A 16,027-nucleotide genomic window follows, 5' to 3' on the forward strand; every position below is an offset into this window, starting at 1 on the left:
TTGCGGAGCTTGCGGAGCTCCGCCTCTGTCCTGGTTGCCTCCTCCGGAGGCCGATAACGAGCTAGACGCGGATCTTCTCTTTGAGCTCGATCGTCTCGATCTCGTCGCCGATCTGGATGTCGTTGAACTTGCCGAGACCGATACCGGCCTCGAAGTCCGTGCGCACCTCGGTGACGTCGTCCTTGAATCGACGCAGCGACTCGATGGCGAGGTTGTCTCCGACGACGACACCATCGCGGATGACGCGAGCCTTCGCGTTTCGAGTGATGGTTCCACTGCGCACGATGACACCGGCGACGTTTCCGAACTTGGAGGAGCGGAAGATCTCGCGGATCTCGGCGACACCGGACTGCACCTCTTCGAACTCGGGCTTGAGCATTCCCTTGAGGGCGTTCTCCACGTCCTCGAGGGCCGCGTAGATGACCGAGTAGAAGCGCACGTCGACACCCTCACGAGCCGAGCGCTCGCGCGCCTTCGTGTCGGGGCGCACGTTGAATCCGATGATGATCGCGTTGTCGATCGTCGCCAGGTTGACATCGCTCTCGGTGATCGCACCGACACCGCGGTGGATGATGCGCAGCTGCACGCTGTCGTCCACCTCGATCTTGAGCAGCGATTCCTCCAGCGCCTCGACGGCACCGGAGACGTCACCCTTGATGATGAGGTTGAGCGATTCGACCTTGCCGTCTTCGAGGGCCTTGGTGAAGTCCTCGAGGCTGATGCGCTTGCGGCTGCGGGCGAGCAGCGCGTTGCGCTCTGCTGCTTCGCGCTTCTCGGCGATCTGGCGTGCCGTGCGGTCATCGTCCGTGACGAGGAAGGTGTCACCGGCGCGGGGAACGGAGGTGAGTCCAAGCACCGAGACCGGGCGAGCGGGCGTGGCGAACTCGACTGCCGTGCCGTTCTCGTCGAACATCGCGCGAACACGGCCGTAGGCCGTTCCGGCGACGATCGCGTCTCCGACCTCGAGGGTTCCCGACTGGATGAGCACGGTCGCGACCGCACCACGTCCCTTGTCGAGCTTGGCCTCGATGGCGACTCCGCGCGCGTCCTTGTTGGGGTTCGCGCGCATGTCGAGTCCGGCATCCGCGGTGAGCAGTACTGCCTCGAGAAGCTCGGGGATGCCGATCTTGTTGAGGGCAGAGACGTCGATGAACATCGTGTCCCCGCCGTACTCCTCGGCGACCAGGCCGAACTCGGTGAGCTGCTGGCGCACCTTGGCGGGGTTGGCCCCGTCCTTGTCGATCTTGTTGACCGCGACCACGATCGGCACGTTGGCGGCCTGAGCGTGGTTGAGGGCCTCGATGGTCTGCGGCATGATGCCGTCGTCCGCCGCGACCACGAGGATCGCGATGTCCGTGACCTGCGCACCGCGGGCGCGCATGGCGGTGAACGCCTCGTGACCCGGGGTGTCGATGAAGGTGATGGCGCGTTCGATGCCCTCGTGCTCCGTCATGACCTGGTAGGCACCGATGTGCTGGGTGATCCCACCCGCCTCACCGGCGACGACGTTGGCATTGCGGATCGCGTCGAGAAGGCGCGTCTTTCCGTGGTCGACGTGACCCATGACGGTGACCACGGGCGGGCGCGCCTCGAGGTCGTCGTCGGTCTCGTCGTCCAGCTCCTGGTCGAGGTCGATGTCGAAGCCGCTGAGCAGTTCGCGATCCTCGTCCTCCGGAGAGACCATCTCGATCTTGAAACCGAGCTCCTCACCGAGGATGTCGAAGGTCGCCTCGTCGAGGGACTCGGTGGCGGTGGCCATCTGCCCCAGGTGGAACAGCACGGTCACCAGGTTGCCGGGGCTCGTGTCGATCTTGTCGGCGAAGTCGGTGATCGACGCGCCGCGACGAAGGCGGATGGAGGTCTTGCCATCGCCACGGGGAACGCTGACGCCACCGAGCGACGGGGCTTCGCGAAGTTCGAATTCCGCCCTCTTCGTGCGCTTCGACTTGCGTGCCTTGCTCTTGCCGCCACCGCGACCGAAGGCACCAGCGGTGCCACCGCCGGGTCCGCGACCACGGCCGCCACCGCCGGCGGGGCGGTTCGGGCCGAAGTTCGAGCCGGGGGCTCCCGCGGGAGCGCCACCGGGACGGAATCCACCGGCACCGGCGGGACGTGCCCCACCGGCTCCACCGGGACGGAATCCACCGGCACCGGCCGGACGCTGTCCGAATCCACCGGGACGCTGAGCCGCCTGGCCCGGTCCACCGGGACGCGGGGCGCCGGGGCGGGGAGCGGAAGGACGAGGGATGCCGGTCGGCGAGGCCGCCGGACGGGTGTTCATGCCCTGCGTCGACGCATAGGGGTTGTTACCCGGGCGGGGCGCGCCGGGACGCTGCATCCCCTGGGTGCTCGCGAAGGGGTTGTTGCCCGGTCGAGCCGTTCCGGGGCGCGGGATGCTGGATCCCTCGGCCGCGGGAGCGGCTGGGGCGGCCGGTGCGGCTGCCGGAGTCTCGGCCACCGGTGCGGCAGGAGCCGCAGGCGCGGGGCTCGGTGCCGGAGCCGCGGGGGCTTCGGCGACGGGGGTGGGGGCGGGTGCTGGGCGCGCCGGAGCGGCAGGCGCAGCCGGTGCTGCCGCCTTCTCTGGTGCCTTGATGCCATCGGCCTCGAGGGCGGCACGCAGCTTGCGGGCTACCGGAGGTTCGATGCTGGAGGACGGTCCTTTGACGAACTCGCCCATTTCCTTGAGTTTCTCAAGGGCCTTCTTGCTGTCAATGCCGAGTTCTGCTGCGATCTCGTGCACGCGTGGTTTTGCCACAGTGTTCTCCTTGTCGGGCCGACTCCCGATGAGGAGAGGGCCTTAATTGTGGACGGGTCTCATTTCGAGCCGCTCATTAGTTGTCCATTGGTCAATCAGCCTGTTCGTTAGGGCGTTCCGGATGGAACGCCGACTGTGTCATTCATGTGGAGACCGGCAATTTCTGCCAGGAATCCCGTTGTGCCGAGTGCACCATCCGCTCGCAGTCCCCGCGCAATCGCCTTGCGAGCGACCGCGGTTTCAGCACAGCGGGTTGTCGGATGCACCCAGGCGCCTCGACCGGGAAGTGTTGCGGAAACATCCACAACGGCTTCACCATCGCGTGCAACTACCCTCACGAGGAGGGATCTGTCAGCACGTTCGCGGCAGCCGAGACAGGTTCTAACGGGATTCATCTTATCCCCTTCTGCAACAGCGTGCCGAGGCGCGCGATTCGGCGAGCAGTTCGAACGGATATTCCGCGACGCTCCCCCGGCGCGCCGCTGGCCGGGCGCCTGCGGACAACCCGGTCCGGCACGCAGGCCCCGGAAGACCGCAATGGTCCGGAATCGCGAGCCGAGGCATCCGCCCCCACCGCACCAAACGAGATCAGTCCTGGTCGAGGATCGAGTCGGGCTGGATGTCGATGCGGGCGCCGGTGAGCTTTGCGGCGAGACGGGCATTCTGGCCCTCCTTGCCGATGGCGAGGGAGAGCTGGTAGTCCGGCACGAGGGCCCGCACTGCCTTCGTCGACGCGTCGATCACGTACGAGGAGGTGACCTTCGCCGGGGACAGCGCGTTGCCGACGAAGGTCGCCAGGTCTTCGTTGTAGTCGACGATGTCGATCTTCTCGTTGTTGAGTTCCGCCGTGACCGCGCGAACACGCTGCCCGAGTTCGCCGATGCACGCTCCCTTGGCGTTGACCCCGGGCTCGTTGGCCTTCACCGCGATCTTGGTGCGGTGGCCGGCTTCGCGGGCGAGCGAGACGATCTCCACGACCCCGCTGGCGATCTCCGGCACCTCGAGCGCGAACAACTTGCGAACGAGGGACGGATGCGTGCGCGAGACCGTGATCTGAGGACCCTTGAGCCCGCGGCTCACGCTCGTGACATAGACGCGGATGCGCGAACCGTGCGCGTAGACCTCACCGGGCACCTGCTCCTCCGGCGGGAGGATGGCTTCGATCGTGCCGAGGTCCACGTGGATCATGCGCGGGTTGGGACCCTGCTGGATGACTCCGGCGATGATGTCGCCCTCACGGCCCTTGAACTCGCCGAGCACCTTGTCGTCACCGATGTCGCGCAGGCGCTGGTTGATGACCTGCTTGGCGGCGAAGGCGCCGATGCGGCCGAAGTCCTCCGGCACATCCTCGGCCTCGCCGATCACTTCGCCCTCGTCGTTCAGCTCGGGCACGAAGATGCTCACGTGCCCGGACTTGCGGTCGAGCGACACTCGCGCGTGCGCGTTGCCGTCCTTGGTCTCCGGCGTCTCGATGTGCTTGAGGTACGCCGTGAGAATGGCCTGCTCGATGATCACGACGAGTTCGTCGAAGGGAATTTCGCGCTCGCGCTCCATGAGACGCAGCACGCTCAGGTCGATGTCCACTGAGGGCCTCCACTATTTTCGATTGTCAGTTCGTGCGCCGCGATCGCGCACACGAAGTCTTTCTCTAAGTTAGCAGGGTGCGCCGCGAGGCGGTCCGGCACACGGGCATCCGCCGGACGCGGCATCCCCCCGTCCGCGCCGCTGCCGCAGCACGGTCTGCCCACCCGTATCGCTTATCGCGTTCCCCGCGAGTGGGCGAAAGTGCCGCCGCATCCGCTGAACGACGCCGTCGCTGCCCCCGGGCAGTCCGTGGGAGCCCGTTGGCGGGCTCGGCGCAATCGGTGCTCAATCGAGCGCGGCGACCGCCTCGACAACGTCGGCCAGCGCAACCGGGGTCTTCACGCCGGTGCGGCGGTCCCACAGCTCGACCATGCCCTCGGCGAAACCCTTGCCGACGATGACGATGAGCGGAACCCCGATGAGCTCGGCATCGCCGAACTTGACCCCGGGTGAGACCTTGGGGCGCTCGTCGACGAGCACGTCGTAGCCGCGCTTCTCGAGGTCCTCCGCGAGGGAGACGGCGGCATCGAGCACCTCCACCTCTTTGGTCGCGGCGACCACGTGCAGGTCGAAGGGCGCGACATTGCGCGGCCAGATGAGTCCACGGCCGTCGTTGTTGGCCTCAGCGATGACCGCGAGGATGCGCGTGACACCGATGCCGTAGGAGCCCATGGTCACCGTCACCAGCTTGCCGTTGGGGTCGAGCACCTTGAGGCCGAGGGCCTCCGCATACTTGCGCCCGAGCTGGAACACGTGACCGATCTCCATGCCGCGCGCCAGTTCGACCGGCCCCGAACCATCCGGAGCCGGATCGCCCGCGACGACTTCCGCGACCTCGACGGTGCCGTCGGAGACGAAGTCTCGCCCGGCCACCAGGCCGAAGACGTGCTTTCCGTGTTCGTTGGCCCCGGTGATCCAGCCCGACCCGCTGGAGACGCGCGGATCCGTGACGAAGCGGATGCCCGTGGTCGACTCCTCGCCGAGTACCGCTCCCGCGGCGCTCCAGGGGCCGATGTAGCCCTTCACCAGTCCAGCGCGACCCTCCAGCTTGTCGAGGCGCGCAAAGTCGCCCTCGTTGGCGGCCTCGACCGCTGAGGGAGCGAATGCCACCTCGGCGCGCTTGAGGTCGACCTCCCGGTCGCCGGGAAGGCCGACGACCACGAGTTCCCGGGTGCCGTCGAGCGCGGTCAGGGCCAGCACGATGTTCTTGAGGGTGTCGGCGGCGGTCCAGGCGCGACCATCCGGGCGCGGATGCTTGGCGTTCGCGACATCCACCAGGGTCTGGATCGTGGGGGTGTCCGGGGTGTCGAGCACTTCGGCCGGGGTCAGGTTGTCGAAGGACCGCGCCGCCGGTGCGTCGGTGTGGAACGCCTCGACATTGGCGGCATAGCCGCCGTCGGACCGAACGAAGGTGTCTTCGCCCACCGGGGTGGGGTGGAGGAATTCCTCGCTTCGAGATCCCCCCATGGCTCCGGCATCCGCCTGCACGATCACATACTCGAGGCCGAGTCGAGCGAAGATGCGCTCATAGGCGTCGCGCTGGTCCTGGTAGGACTTGTCGAGCCCTTCGTCGGTGTAGTCGAAGGAGTAGGCGTCTTTCATGGTGAACTCGCGGCCACGCAGCAGCCCGGCACGCGGTCGCGCCTCGTCGCGGTACTTGTCCTGGATCTGGTAGATCGACAGCGGAAGGTCCTTGTACGAGGAGTACAGGTCCTTCACGAGAAGGGTGAAGACCTCTTCGTGAGTCGGAGCAAGCAGATAGTCGGCCCCCTTGCGGTCCTTCAGCCGGAAGATGCCATCGCCGTACTCGGTCCAGCGCCCGGTGACCTCATAGGCCTCGCGGGGAAGCAACCCCGGGAAGTGAACTTCCTGGGCGCCGATCTGGTCCATCTCCTCGCGGATGATCGCTTCGATTCGGCGCTTGACCCGGAGTCCGAGCGGAAGCCAGGCGAAGATCCCGGGCCCCTGGCGGCGAATGTAGCCGGCGCGCACGAGCAGGCGGTGGCTCGTCACCTCGGCATCGGAGGGGTCTTCGCGGAGGGTTCGGACAAAGAGTTGGGAGAGTCGTGTGGGCACGTGGACACTTTAGCCGCCGCGCCCGCGACGAAAGATTTCGAGCAAAGACCAATCCGAAAGGACGTCCATTCCGGATGACTTCTCTGGAGGTGGACCCCGACCCGAACGGGGTCCACGTCCACCAGAGCGTGCTCTGCGGGGATGACCCTGAGTGGCCGGAAACCTAGACGGTGACGACCTCGGGCGACCCGACGGCCCCCGGAGGCATCTCGGCCGCGAGGCGATTGGCCTCCTCGATGAGCGTCTGCACGATCTCCGACTCCGGCACCGTCTTGATGACCTCGCCCTTGACGAAGATCTGGCCGCGTCCGTTGCCGCTCGCGACACCGAGGTCGGCCTCGCGGGCCTCCCCCGGTCCGTTCACGACACAGCCCATCACGGCCACGCGAAGGGGCACCGTCATCTTCTCGAGGCCGGCGGTGACGTCGTTGGCGAGCTGGTAGACATCCACCTGGGCGCGTCCACAGCTCGGGCAGGAGACGATCTCGAGCTTGCGCTCGCGCAGGTTGAGCGACTGCAGGATCTGCAGGCCCACCTTGATCTCCGTGACCGGAGGAGCCGAAAGCGAGACCCGGATGGTGTCCCCGATTCCCTCCCCGAGAAGGATTCCAAAGGCGGTCGCCGACTTGATCGTGCCCTGGAATTCCGGGCCCGCCTCGGTCACACCGAGGTGGAGTGGCCAGTCGCCGCGCTCGGCGAGCTGCCGGTAGGCCTTCACCATGACGACGGGGTCGTTGTGCTTGACGGAGATCTTGAAGTCGTGGAAGTCGTGCTCTTCGAACAGCGAAGCCTCCCACACCGCGCTCTCCACGAGCGCCTCCGCGGTGGCCTTGCCGTACTTCTGCAGGATGCTCGGCTCGAGGGAACCCGCGTTCACCCCGATGCGGATGCTCACACCGGCCGCCTTTGCGGCCGCCGCGATCTTGCCGACCTGGTCGTCGAACTTGCGGATGTTGCCGGGATTGACCCGAACGGCGCCGACACCGGCGTCGATGGCGGTGAAGACGTAGCGCGGCTGGAAGTGGATGTCGGCGATCACCGGGATCTGGCTCTTGCCGGCGATGATGTGCAGCACATCCGCGTCATCCTGGTGCGGCACGGCCACACGCACGATGTCGCAGCCGGTCGCGGTGAGCTCGGCGATCTGCTGCAGGGTGGCGTTGATGTTGGTGGTCTGCGTCGTGGTCATCGACTGAACGCTCACCTGTGCGTCACCGCCGACTTTCACCTTGCCGACGGAGATCTGGCGGGTCTTGCGACGCGGGGCCAATACGGGAGGGGCGAGGGGCATACCCAAGTTGATTGCTGGCACGCCAAGAATTGTACGCGAGCCGCGTGAGCGACTTCTGAATGCTCCTACTGCAGCGCGATCGGCTTGACGATGTCGGCGTAGATCAACAGCACGCTCATCGCACCGAGCACCAGAACGACGGCGAAGGTCACCGGCACCATCTTGGCGATGTCGACGGGCCCCGGGTCGGAGCGCTTGAAGAGCTTGGCGAAAGCCCGGCGGATGCCTTCCCACAGGGCTCCCGCCACGTGACCGCCGTCGAGCGGAAGCAGCGGAACCAGGTTGAAGACCAGCAGCGCCACATTGAGCGAGGCGATGAGGCCGAGCAGGAACGAGAAGCGCTCGGCGAGCGGGGAGGTCTGCGTCGCGGTAACCTCACCGGCGATCCGACCGACACCGACGACGCTCACGGGGCCGTTCGGGTCTCGGGCGTCGGTACCGAAGGCCGCCTTCGCCACATCGACCAGGCGCTGCGGGAGGTTGAGGATCAGATGCACGTCGGCGCCGATGTTGGTGCCGAGGGTGGGCAGGACGCGACTGAGCGGCTGGCGGGCGAGCACGACATCCGGTCCGATGCCGAGGAACCCGACCTTCTCTGTGACGGCCTTGCCGTTCGCGTCCTTCACGACCGCGCCCTTTGTGGTCAGCACGTTTCGCACGGTGAGGAGGGGCACGGCAGTGAGAACCCGGGTCTGTCCGGCACGATTCACCGTGATGTCGACGTTCTTGCCCGCGGAGGTGCGGATGACTCCGGTCACCTGGTCCCAGGTCGGGTAGTCGATCGAGGCGATCCTGATGATCTGGTCACCGGGCTTGAGGCCGGCCGCCGATCCCGGTGCATCCGGATCGCTCGGGGAGCAGGTGTCCGCGGTGCTGGATGCCGGAAGCACACAGGCGGAGACACTGCCGACGGCCAGCTGCTGGGTGCCGAATCCGCTCAACACCACGGCGAACAGCACGACGGCGATCACGAGGTTCATGAACGGTCCGCCGAGCATGATGATCACCCGTTTGTAGATCGGGAGCTTGTAGAAGACGCGGTCCTCGTCGCCGGCGGTGATCGTATCGGCGCTCGCGGTGCGGGCATCCTGCACGAGAGTCTGGAAGAATCCGGTGCTCGATGTGCGGCCGGAGGCCTCGTACTCCTCCTCGAGGAAAGACGCGTCGGTGCCGGAGGTGCGGGGGCGACCGCCCTTCTTCGCTGGCGGATACATCCCCGCCATGGAGATGTAACCGCCGAGCGGGATGGCCTTCACCCCGTACTCGGTCTCCCCCTTCTTGCGGGAGAAGATGGTCGGCCCGAACCCGATCATGTATTGCGCGACCTTGACCCCGAAGAGCTTTGCCGGCACGAGATGACCGATCTCGTGAAGACCGATCGACAGGGCGATGCCGATCACGACCACGACGATGCCGAGGATATAGAGCAGGACGGTTTCCACGCTGCACAGCGTATCCGTCCGAGGCTGGAGGTCGTCGGTGGGGCTGCCGGGGATTTCCTATGACGCACAATGGGGTGATGAGCACCGATTCGAACAGTTCCCCCTCCGGGCTCGCTCCGGGCGACCTGGTCGGAGACCGGTTCCGCATCGAATCGACGGTCGGCGTCGGGGGGATGGCCACCGTCTATCGCGCCAGGGACGAGTCCCTCGGTCGCACTGTGGCGCTCAAGGTCTTCCGCTCCGAGCTGGCGGATGCCGACGACGTGCGCCGACAACGCGATGAGGTTCAGCTGCTCGCCTCGCTGAATTCCCCGGGCCTCGTGACCCTCTTCGACGCTGTCGCGGAGGGTGGCGTTGGTGACCACGGGCGTGCCTTCCTCGTGCTCGAATTCGTGGACGGGGTAGACCTGCGCACCCGGCTCCTCGACGGCACCCCCGACCCGGCATTGATCGCCCGCATCGGCTGCGATGTCGCCGGTGCCCTCTCCTACATCCACGGCCGGGGTGTCGTTCACCGAGATGTGAAGCCCGGCAACATCCTTCTCCCCCGAGACCACGCCGCGCCGGGTGCGCCGCTCGCGAAGCTCGCCGACTTCGGCATCGCCCGACTGCTCGATGACGCACGGATGACGGCGACCGGCACCGTGATCGGAACCGCCACCTACCTGAGTCCGGAGCAGGCGGAGGGCGCGACGGTCGGAACCGCCAGCGACGTGTACTCCCTCGGCTTGGTGCTGCTCGAGTGCCTGACCGGGCAACGGGCGTTCCCCGGCACCGCGATCGAGTCCGTCGTCGCGCGGCTTTCCCGCGATCCCGAGATCCCGCCGACACTCGATGGCTCCTGGCGCGATCTCCTCAGCGCGATGACTCAGCGCGAGCCCGGGAACCGCCCGGATGCTGCGAGCGTGGCTGCCGCCCTGCTGCACCACTCCACTACCGATCGCGAGATCGGTCTCGAGGAGACCGTGCCCCTGCAGAGCGAGACCTCGACCGAACGCTCGACCCAACTGTGGGAGCCGACCAAACTGATGCCCGCCCCGGAGCAACCCGCGCCGACGCTGCTCCTCGGCGCGGCGGAAGAGGCTGCCCCCACCGTCGTGCTCGGTGAGCCGGCCGAGAGCCGTGCTGGGGTCGGCTCCGGCGCGGGGCGGCGTTTCGCACTCATCGGCGGCACGGCTGCTGTCGTGCTCGTGGTGATCGTGCTCGCCGTTGGGCTCTCCCGCCCCGGTTCGACCGGCCCCGCGGCATCCAGCACCTCGCCGTCTCCGAAGCCGAGCGCATCGAGCGTCGCGTACCCGGTCGTGCCGGGAACGCTGGGCGAGCACCTCCGCCAACTGCAGCAGAGTGTGGCACCGTGAGGCGCGCGATGGCGCTGGCGACCGGCGCGCTGGCAATCGCGGTCGCGCTCACCGGGTGTGTCGGCACCGGCGCACCGGTTCAGACCCCCAGGGCCTCTGCCTACCCCTCTGCCGTCGCGTCGCGCCTGCAGTCCGCCGTGCTGGCGGTGAGTTCGGCATCCGCCGCCGGCGACCCGACCGCCGCGATCGCGCGACTGGACGAACTGGCCGCAACCCTGGCTGATGCGCGCGCCCGGGGCGAGGTGACCAGTGCCCGCTTCGAGAGCATCACGGCATCCCTGGCGCTCGTGCGCGCCGACCTGGAGGCGGCAGTCGCCGCCCAGACCGACCAGAAACCCGGCAAGACCGAGAAGCCGGGTAAGGGCAACAGCGGCAAGGATCGTTAGCGAAGAGCGATGCGCCGGTCGGCATCCGCACGGGCCGTGAGTTCGGCCTCGGCGAGGGACTCGCGGGTGAGGGAACCGGATGACGAGTGCGCATCCACGACTGCGGCGACCGTGTCGACGATGTCGAGGTAGCCGATCCGTCCCGCGTGGAAGGCGAGGACAGCCTGTTCGTTGGCCGCGTTGAAGACGGCGGGGTAGGTGCCCCCCTCTCGTCCCACCCGCTTGGCCAGCTCGACGGCCGGGAAGGCTTCGGCGTCGAGAGGCTCGAAGGTCCACGTGCTCGAGGTCGTCCAGTCGAGCGGCACACCCACTCCGGCGACCCGGTTCGGCCAGTCGAGGCCGAGGGAGATCGGCAGCCTCATGTCCGGCGGCGAGCACTGGGCGATGGTCGATCCGTCGACGAACTCCACCATCGAGTGCACGATGGACTGCGGATGCACGGTCACGTCGATGCGGTCGTAGGGCACGTCGAACAGGTAGTGCGCCTCGATGATCTCGAGTCCCTTGTTCACCAGGGTCGACGAGTTGGTGGTGACCACGAGCCCCATGTCCCAGGTCGGGTGCGCGAGCGCCTCCCGCGGCGAGACATCCCGTAACGACTCGCGGGTGCGACCCCGGAACGGCCCACCGGATGCCGTGAGCACGAGACGACGCACTTCGGCCGCGGTTCCGCTCATCAGAGCCTGCGCGATCGCCGAGTGCTCGGAGTCGACCGGCACCAGTTGTCCGGGGGCTGCGGCATCCATCACCAGTTCGCCACCGACGATCAGGCTCTCTTTGTTGGCGAGCGCGAGGGTCGCACCCACCTCCAGTGCGGCGAGGGTGGAGCCGAGCCCCACGGATCCGGTGATGCCGTTCAGCACGACATCCGCCTCGACGGATCGCACCAGCTGCTCGGCCTCGATCTCACCGAGGGCGACGTGCTCGACGCCGAACGCGGCCGCCTGGGCTTCCACCGCGGCGCGTCGGGACCCCGCGGCGAGGCCGACTATCTCGAAGCGGTCGCGATTGGCGGCGATCACCTCGAGCGCCTGCACTCCGATCGAGCCCGTGGAACCGAGGATGATGACGCGACGCATGTGGCTACGCTAGCCGTTCCAAGTTGGTCCGCCGACGTCAGGAGGTGGCGAGGATGTCCACGACGAATACGAGGGTGTCCGTGCCGCTGATGCCGGCCGCAGACTGCCCGCCGGTGCCGTATCCGTCAGCCGGCGGGATGACGGCGATGACCTGGGATCCGACCTTCTGGCCGACGAGAGCCTTACCGAAGCCGGGGATGACGCCAGTCGTGGCGAAGCTCGCTGGCGTGCCGCGGGTCCAGCTGGAATCGAACACCTTGCCCGTCGCCCAGATGACGCCCGTGTAGTGGACGGTGACGGTGTCTCCGGACTTGACCGTTGTGCCGGTGCCCTTCTTGAGATCCGCGATCTTCAGGTCGGTCGGCGCATCAGCCTTCGGCACGGTGATGGTCGGCTCGCCGTTGGAGGCGAGCTTCACCGTCGGGAGGCCGGCCACCGGCTTCTGGACGGCACCGTTGGCCTTGGGGAGCACCTTCACCGGGGCTGCCACCTTCACCACGTCGAAGACGAAGACCAGGGAGTCGGTGCCCTTGACGCCGAGACCCTCCGAGCCGGCCGCCTTGAAGGCATCCGCCGGGGGGATCACCGCGACGACGCGGCTGCCCGCGGGCGAGCACTGGAGGCCCTTGATCATGCCGGGCAGGATGCTGGAGTCCTTCAGCTGGAACGACGTGGTCGATCCCTTTTTGTAGGTCGTGGCGTCGATCTTCTTGCCGGATGCGGCATCGTAGGCGGTGTAGTCCACCTCGACGGTGCCGTTCGCCTTGGCGACGGCACCCTTGCCGTCGATAACGACAGAGCGTTCGGTCTTCTTGGTGCTGAGGCCCTTGGTGAACTTCACGGTCGGCGCGGATCCGAACTTGCCGGTGACCTTCACCTTGCTCGAGTTGGAGCCGGATGCCGTCGGGGTGCAACCGTCTGCCGAGGTGGACGAGCTGCAAGCTGCCAGAGAGAAGGCGAGCGCGGCGATGGCCAAGACCGACAGGGATTTCTTCACCGAGAGTGTTTTCTTCACCGATCAAGTGTGGGGGCACACCCCGTGATCAAGCTGACCAAACACTGAATGTCGCGGATTCGCCGCCCTATTCGGCCCGGAACACCACCAGCGGCTCGTGTTCCACCGGAAAGTTCATCGAACTGGCGATGAAACACTTGAGGCTCGCCTCGTGGTGCAGGGAGCGGGCGAGCTCTCGATCACTCGTCGCGATCGTCACGACCGGGCGAAGAGTCACAGAGGTGAAGTGCCCGCCGCCGTCCGCCGTCTGCTCCATGATGCCTGTCGCGGCATCCGTGTAGTCCGTCACGATCACGCCGTTGCTCGCCGCGACGTGGAGGTAGCTGAGCAGGTGACACTGGCTGAGGGCGGCGATGAGCATCTCCTCGGGATTCCAGCGATCGGCGTCGCCGTGGAAGACCCGATCGGATGACCCGCTGATCTCGTGCTTGCCCGCGGCCCGCACGACGTGATCGCGCCCGTACGCCTTGTAGCCGCTCGTTCCGGTACCGCGGTTTCCGGTCCATTCGAGGGACACGGCGAAGTGATGTTCGTGGTTCACCCTCTGAACGCTACGCCCTCCGGCGGTAGGATTTTCAGATGACCGACACCCTCGCCCCCACCCTCGATTCCGCCGAAATCGTTCCGGAGCGCCGCATCGTCACGGCGATTCCGGGGCCGCGTTCGCAGGCGCTGCAGGCGCGACGCCTCGCGGTGATCCCGGTGGGCGTCGCATCCGCCATCCCCGTCTTCATCGATCGCGCCCACGGTGCGATAGTGGTGGATGTCGACGGCAACCAGTTCATCGACCTCGGTGCCGGTATCGGCGTGATGACGATCGGCCACACCGATGCGGCCGTCGTGGCCGCGGCATCGGCCCAGCTCGCGGCTTTCACCCACGTGATGTTCACCGTGACCCCGTATGAGGGCTATGTGCGCGTTGCGGAACTGCTGGCCGAGCACACCCCCGGCGATTTCGCCAAGAAGACGGTGCTGCTCAACTCCGGCGCGGAGGCCGTGGAGAACGCCGTGAAGATCGCCCGCAAGTTCACCGGCCGCACCGGCGTCGCCGTGCTCGACCACGCCTATCATGGCCGCACCAACCTCACCATGGCCATGACCTTCAAGGCGATGCCATACAAGCTCGGCTTCGGACCCTTCGCGAGCGACGTGCACCACGCCCCGAACTCCTACCCCTTCCACGACGGACTGAGCGGAGCGGATGCCGCGGCCCGCACCATCTCGTACCTCGAGAAGTCCGTCGGTGCAAGCGATCTCGCCTGCCTGGTCGTCGAGCCGATCCAGGGTGAGGGCGGTTTCGTCGTCGCCGCGGAGGGGTACTTCAGCGCTCTTCGCGAGTGGTGCACCGCCAACGGCATCGTTTTCGTCGCCGACGAGATCCAGAGCGGCATGGCGCGCACGGGCAAGTACTTCGCCATCGAACACTTCGGTGTGATTCCCGACATGGTGCTGAGCGCCAAGGGCATCGCGGGCGGACTTCCGATCGCCGGGGTGACCGGCAGAGCAGACATCATGGATGCCTCCCATCCCGGTGGCCTCGGCGGCACCTTCGCGGGCAACCCGGTCGCCGCGGCAGCCGCCATCGCCGTCTTCGACGAGATCGAGTCGAAGAACCTCCTCGCCGAGGGGGCGCGCATCGAGGGCGTGCTCAAGCCAGCCCTGCTCGAGATGCAGAAGCGCCATCCGGTGATCGGAGACGTGCGAGGCATCGGAGCGATGATCGCGATCGAACTGGTCGAGCCGGGCACCCACACCCCCAACGCGGCCGCGGTCTCCGCGATCACCGCGTTCGCGGCCCAGAATGGCGTTCTGCTGCTGAGCGCCGGAACCTACGGCAACATCATCCGCTTCCTTCCCTCGCTCGCGATCTCGACTGAGCTGCTGAACGAGGCCCTCCAGGTGCTCGACGACGCCCTCTCGGCCCTGTGAGCCACCCTCTCGACCCCACCGGTGTCGTCGAACTGGCGATCCTCTCGCGATCAGGGCTGGACGAATCGCGCCACCTCGGCGCGGCGGTGGTCGTCTCGCCGGACGGCTCTGTGCTGCGCGCACTCGGAGACGTGGATGCCATCGTCTTCGGCCGCTCGTCGCTCAAGTTCTTCCAAGCCATCGCTGTGCTCCGCTCGGGGGTCTCCCTCGCTGGCGCGCAACTCGTGCTCTCCACGGCCAGTCATGCGGGCACGGCAGCCCACGTGGACGTGGTCCGGTCGATTCTCGAGCGAGCCGGTCTCGACGAGGAGGCACTCCAGTGTCCCGTCGACTGGCCGCTCGACAGTGCATCGCGGTCGGCGGCATCCGCCCCCGCGCGCGTCACGATGAACTGTTCCGGAAAGCACGCCGCTTTCCTGCTGGCCTGTGTGGAGAACGGCTGGGACACCGCGAGCTACCTCGATCCGGAGCATCCGTTGCAGCAGCGGATCCGCGCAACGGTGGAGGAATTCACCGGTGAACCAGTCGGGCACGTCGGTGTCGACGGCTGTGGCGCACCGGTGTTCGCGACCACGCTTCGCGGACTCGCGACCGCTGTCGGGCGAGTCTCGTCATCACGCGATCCCTCCGCTGCGCTCCTCACGGCGGCGGTCCTGGCCGAGCCCTGGGCCATCGATGGGCCGGGTCGTGCCAACACCGTCGTGATCGAACAGCTCGGCCTGCTCACCAAGGGCGGTGCCGAGGGCGTCATCGTGATCGGTACCCCCGACGGCACGGCCGTGGCGCTCAAGATGCTGGACGGCAGCGCTCGCGCGACCTCTGCCGTCGCCCTCGGAATGCTCGCCTCGGTCGGTGCCATTTCGCTTGAGGACGCCGACCGGGTGGGCGCGCTGACCACCGAGAAGGTGCTCGGCGGAGGACTGCCGGTCGGAACCATCCGCGTGTCGGAGGTCGTGCGCGGCATCTGACGTCGCGTGTCGGCGTCTGGCTTAGCGCGATCGCCCTGCGCCCTCGCGTGCCAGCGTCCGGCTAAGCGCGATCGCCCTGCGCCCTCGCGCGGGGCCTTTCCTCGCCGAGTTGCACTCTTTTGTGGGTGCACTTCGGCATTAGGT

Annotated in this window: 13 protein-coding genes; 4 read left to right on the plus strand and 9 right to left on the minus strand. The window is 67.2% G+C overall.

What is annotated here, in order from left to right:
• Nucleotides 1-61 precede the first annotated feature (61 nt).
• From infB to VLI63_RS10040, 6 genes are all read right to left on the minus strand, one after another.
• A complete protein-coding gene (infB, locus tag VLI63_RS10015) occupies nt 62-2,755 on the minus strand; it encodes a translation initiation factor IF-2 (RefSeq protein ID WP_409156725.1) in 2,694 nt (897 codons plus the stop codon).
• Between the two features lie 107 nt (nt 2,756-2,862).
• Nucleotides 2,863-3,417: a YlxR family protein gene (locus VLI63_RS10020; RefSeq protein ID WP_409156726.1), complete on the minus strand. Its 555-nt coding sequence runs from the start codon at nt 3,415-3,417 to the stop codon at nt 2,863-2,865.
• Entirely contained in the window at nt 3,344-4,339 is a 996-nt protein-coding gene (gene nusA, locus VLI63_RS10025) for a transcription termination factor NusA (protein ID WP_354575211.1), read from the minus strand. The genes VLI63_RS10020 and nusA overlap by 74 nt, the downstream gene beginning before the upstream one ends.
• Nucleotides 4,340-4,624: 285 nt before the next feature.
• A complete protein-coding gene (locus VLI63_RS10030) occupies nt 4,625-6,415 on the minus strand; it encodes a proline--tRNA ligase (protein WP_409156727.1) in 1,791 nt (596 codons plus the stop codon).
• Nucleotides 6,416-6,578: 163 nt separating this feature from the next.
• Nucleotides 6,579-7,727 (minus strand): flavodoxin-dependent (E)-4-hydroxy-3-methylbut-2-enyl-diphosphate synthase, encoded by a 1,149-nt coding sequence (gene ispG / locus VLI63_RS10035; RefSeq protein WP_409156728.1) that lies wholly within the window; start codon nt 7,725-7,727, stop codon nt 6,579-6,581.
• Between the two features lie 44 nt (nt 7,728-7,771).
• Nucleotides 7,772-9,148: a M50 family metallopeptidase gene (locus tag VLI63_RS10040; protein ID WP_409156729.1), complete on the minus strand. Its 1,377-nt coding sequence runs from the start codon at nt 9,146-9,148 to the stop codon at nt 7,772-7,774.
• A gap of 77 nt (nt 9,149-9,225) precedes the next feature.
• On the opposite strand from VLI63_RS10040, the gene VLI63_RS10045 reads away from it, so the two are divergent.
• A complete protein-coding gene (locus VLI63_RS10045) occupies nt 9,226-10,506 on the plus strand; it encodes a serine/threonine-protein kinase (RefSeq protein WP_409156730.1) in 1,281 nt (426 codons plus the stop codon).
• 8 nt (nt 10,507-10,514) lie between these two features.
• Nucleotides 10,515-10,892, plus strand: coding sequence for a hypothetical protein (locus tag VLI63_RS10050; protein WP_409156731.1), 378 nt, complete (start codon nt 10,515-10,517; stop codon nt 10,890-10,892).
• Here VLI63_RS10050 and VLI63_RS10055 read toward each other — a convergent pair.
• The 3 genes from VLI63_RS10055 to VLI63_RS10065 form a co-directional block, all read right to left on the minus strand.
• Nucleotides 10,889-11,971, minus strand: a complete 1,083-nt coding sequence (locus VLI63_RS10055; protein WP_409156732.1) for a 1-deoxy-D-xylulose-5-phosphate reductoisomerase — start codon at nt 11,969-11,971, stop codon at nt 10,889-10,891. The genes VLI63_RS10050 and VLI63_RS10055 overlap by 4 nt on opposite strands.
• Before the next feature lie 37 nt (nt 11,972-12,008).
• Complete coding sequence (locus tag VLI63_RS10060) at nt 12,009-12,986, minus strand: FKBP-type peptidyl-prolyl cis-trans isomerase (RefSeq protein WP_409156733.1); 978 nt, start codon at nt 12,984-12,986, stop codon at nt 12,009-12,011.
• A 67-nt stretch (nt 12,987-13,053) separates the two neighbouring features.
• Nucleotides 13,054-13,527, minus strand: a complete 474-nt coding sequence (locus VLI63_RS10065) for an OsmC family protein (protein ID WP_409156734.1) — start codon at nt 13,525-13,527, stop codon at nt 13,054-13,056.
• Nucleotides 13,528-13,565: 38 nt separating this feature from the next.
• On the opposite strand from VLI63_RS10065, the gene gabT reads away from it, so the two are divergent.
• Both gabT and VLI63_RS10075 read left to right on the plus strand, forming a co-directional pair.
• The gene (gabT, locus tag VLI63_RS10070; protein ID WP_409156735.1) at nt 13,566-14,915 is read left to right on the plus strand and encodes a 4-aminobutyrate--2-oxoglutarate transaminase; all 1,350 of its coding nucleotides are present in this window, start codon (nt 13,566-13,568) and stop codon (nt 14,913-14,915) included.
• Complete coding sequence (locus VLI63_RS10075; RefSeq protein ID WP_409156736.1) at nt 14,912-15,883, plus strand: asparaginase; 972 nt, start codon at nt 14,912-14,914, stop codon at nt 15,881-15,883. Before gabT ends, VLI63_RS10075 begins: the two co-directional genes overlap by 4 nt.
• The last annotated feature ends 144 nt before the right edge of the window (nt 15,884-16,027 follow it).

The sequence above is a fragment of the Lacisediminihabitans sp. H27-G8 genome (genome assembly GCF_046156175.1).
In the GTDB taxonomy this organism is placed as follows: Bacteria; Actinomycetota; Actinomycetes; order Actinomycetales; family Microbacteriaceae; genus Lacisediminihabitans.

Bases quoted from the DNA above. Each gene is read 5' to 3' on its own strand.
- VLI63_RS10045 (WP_409156730.1), top strand. From the start codon at position 9,226: ATGAGCACCGATTCGAACAGTTCCCCCTCCGGGCTCGCTCCGGGCGAC.
- VLI63_RS10055 (WP_409156732.1), bottom strand. From the start codon at position 11,971: ATGCGTCGCGTCATCATCCTCGGTTCCACGGGCTCGATCGGAGTGCAG.
- VLI63_RS10050 (WP_409156731.1), top strand. From the start codon at position 10,515: ATGGCGCTGGCGACCGGCGCGCTGGCAATCGCGGTCGCGCTCACCGGG.
- VLI63_RS10020 (WP_409156726.1), bottom strand. From the start codon at position 3,417: ATGCCCGTCTCGCCGCAAAGCTCACCGGCGCCCGCATCGACATCCAGC.
- gabT (WP_409156735.1), top strand. From the start codon at position 13,566: ATGACCGACACCCTCGCCCCCACCCTCGATTCCGCCGAAATCGTTCCG.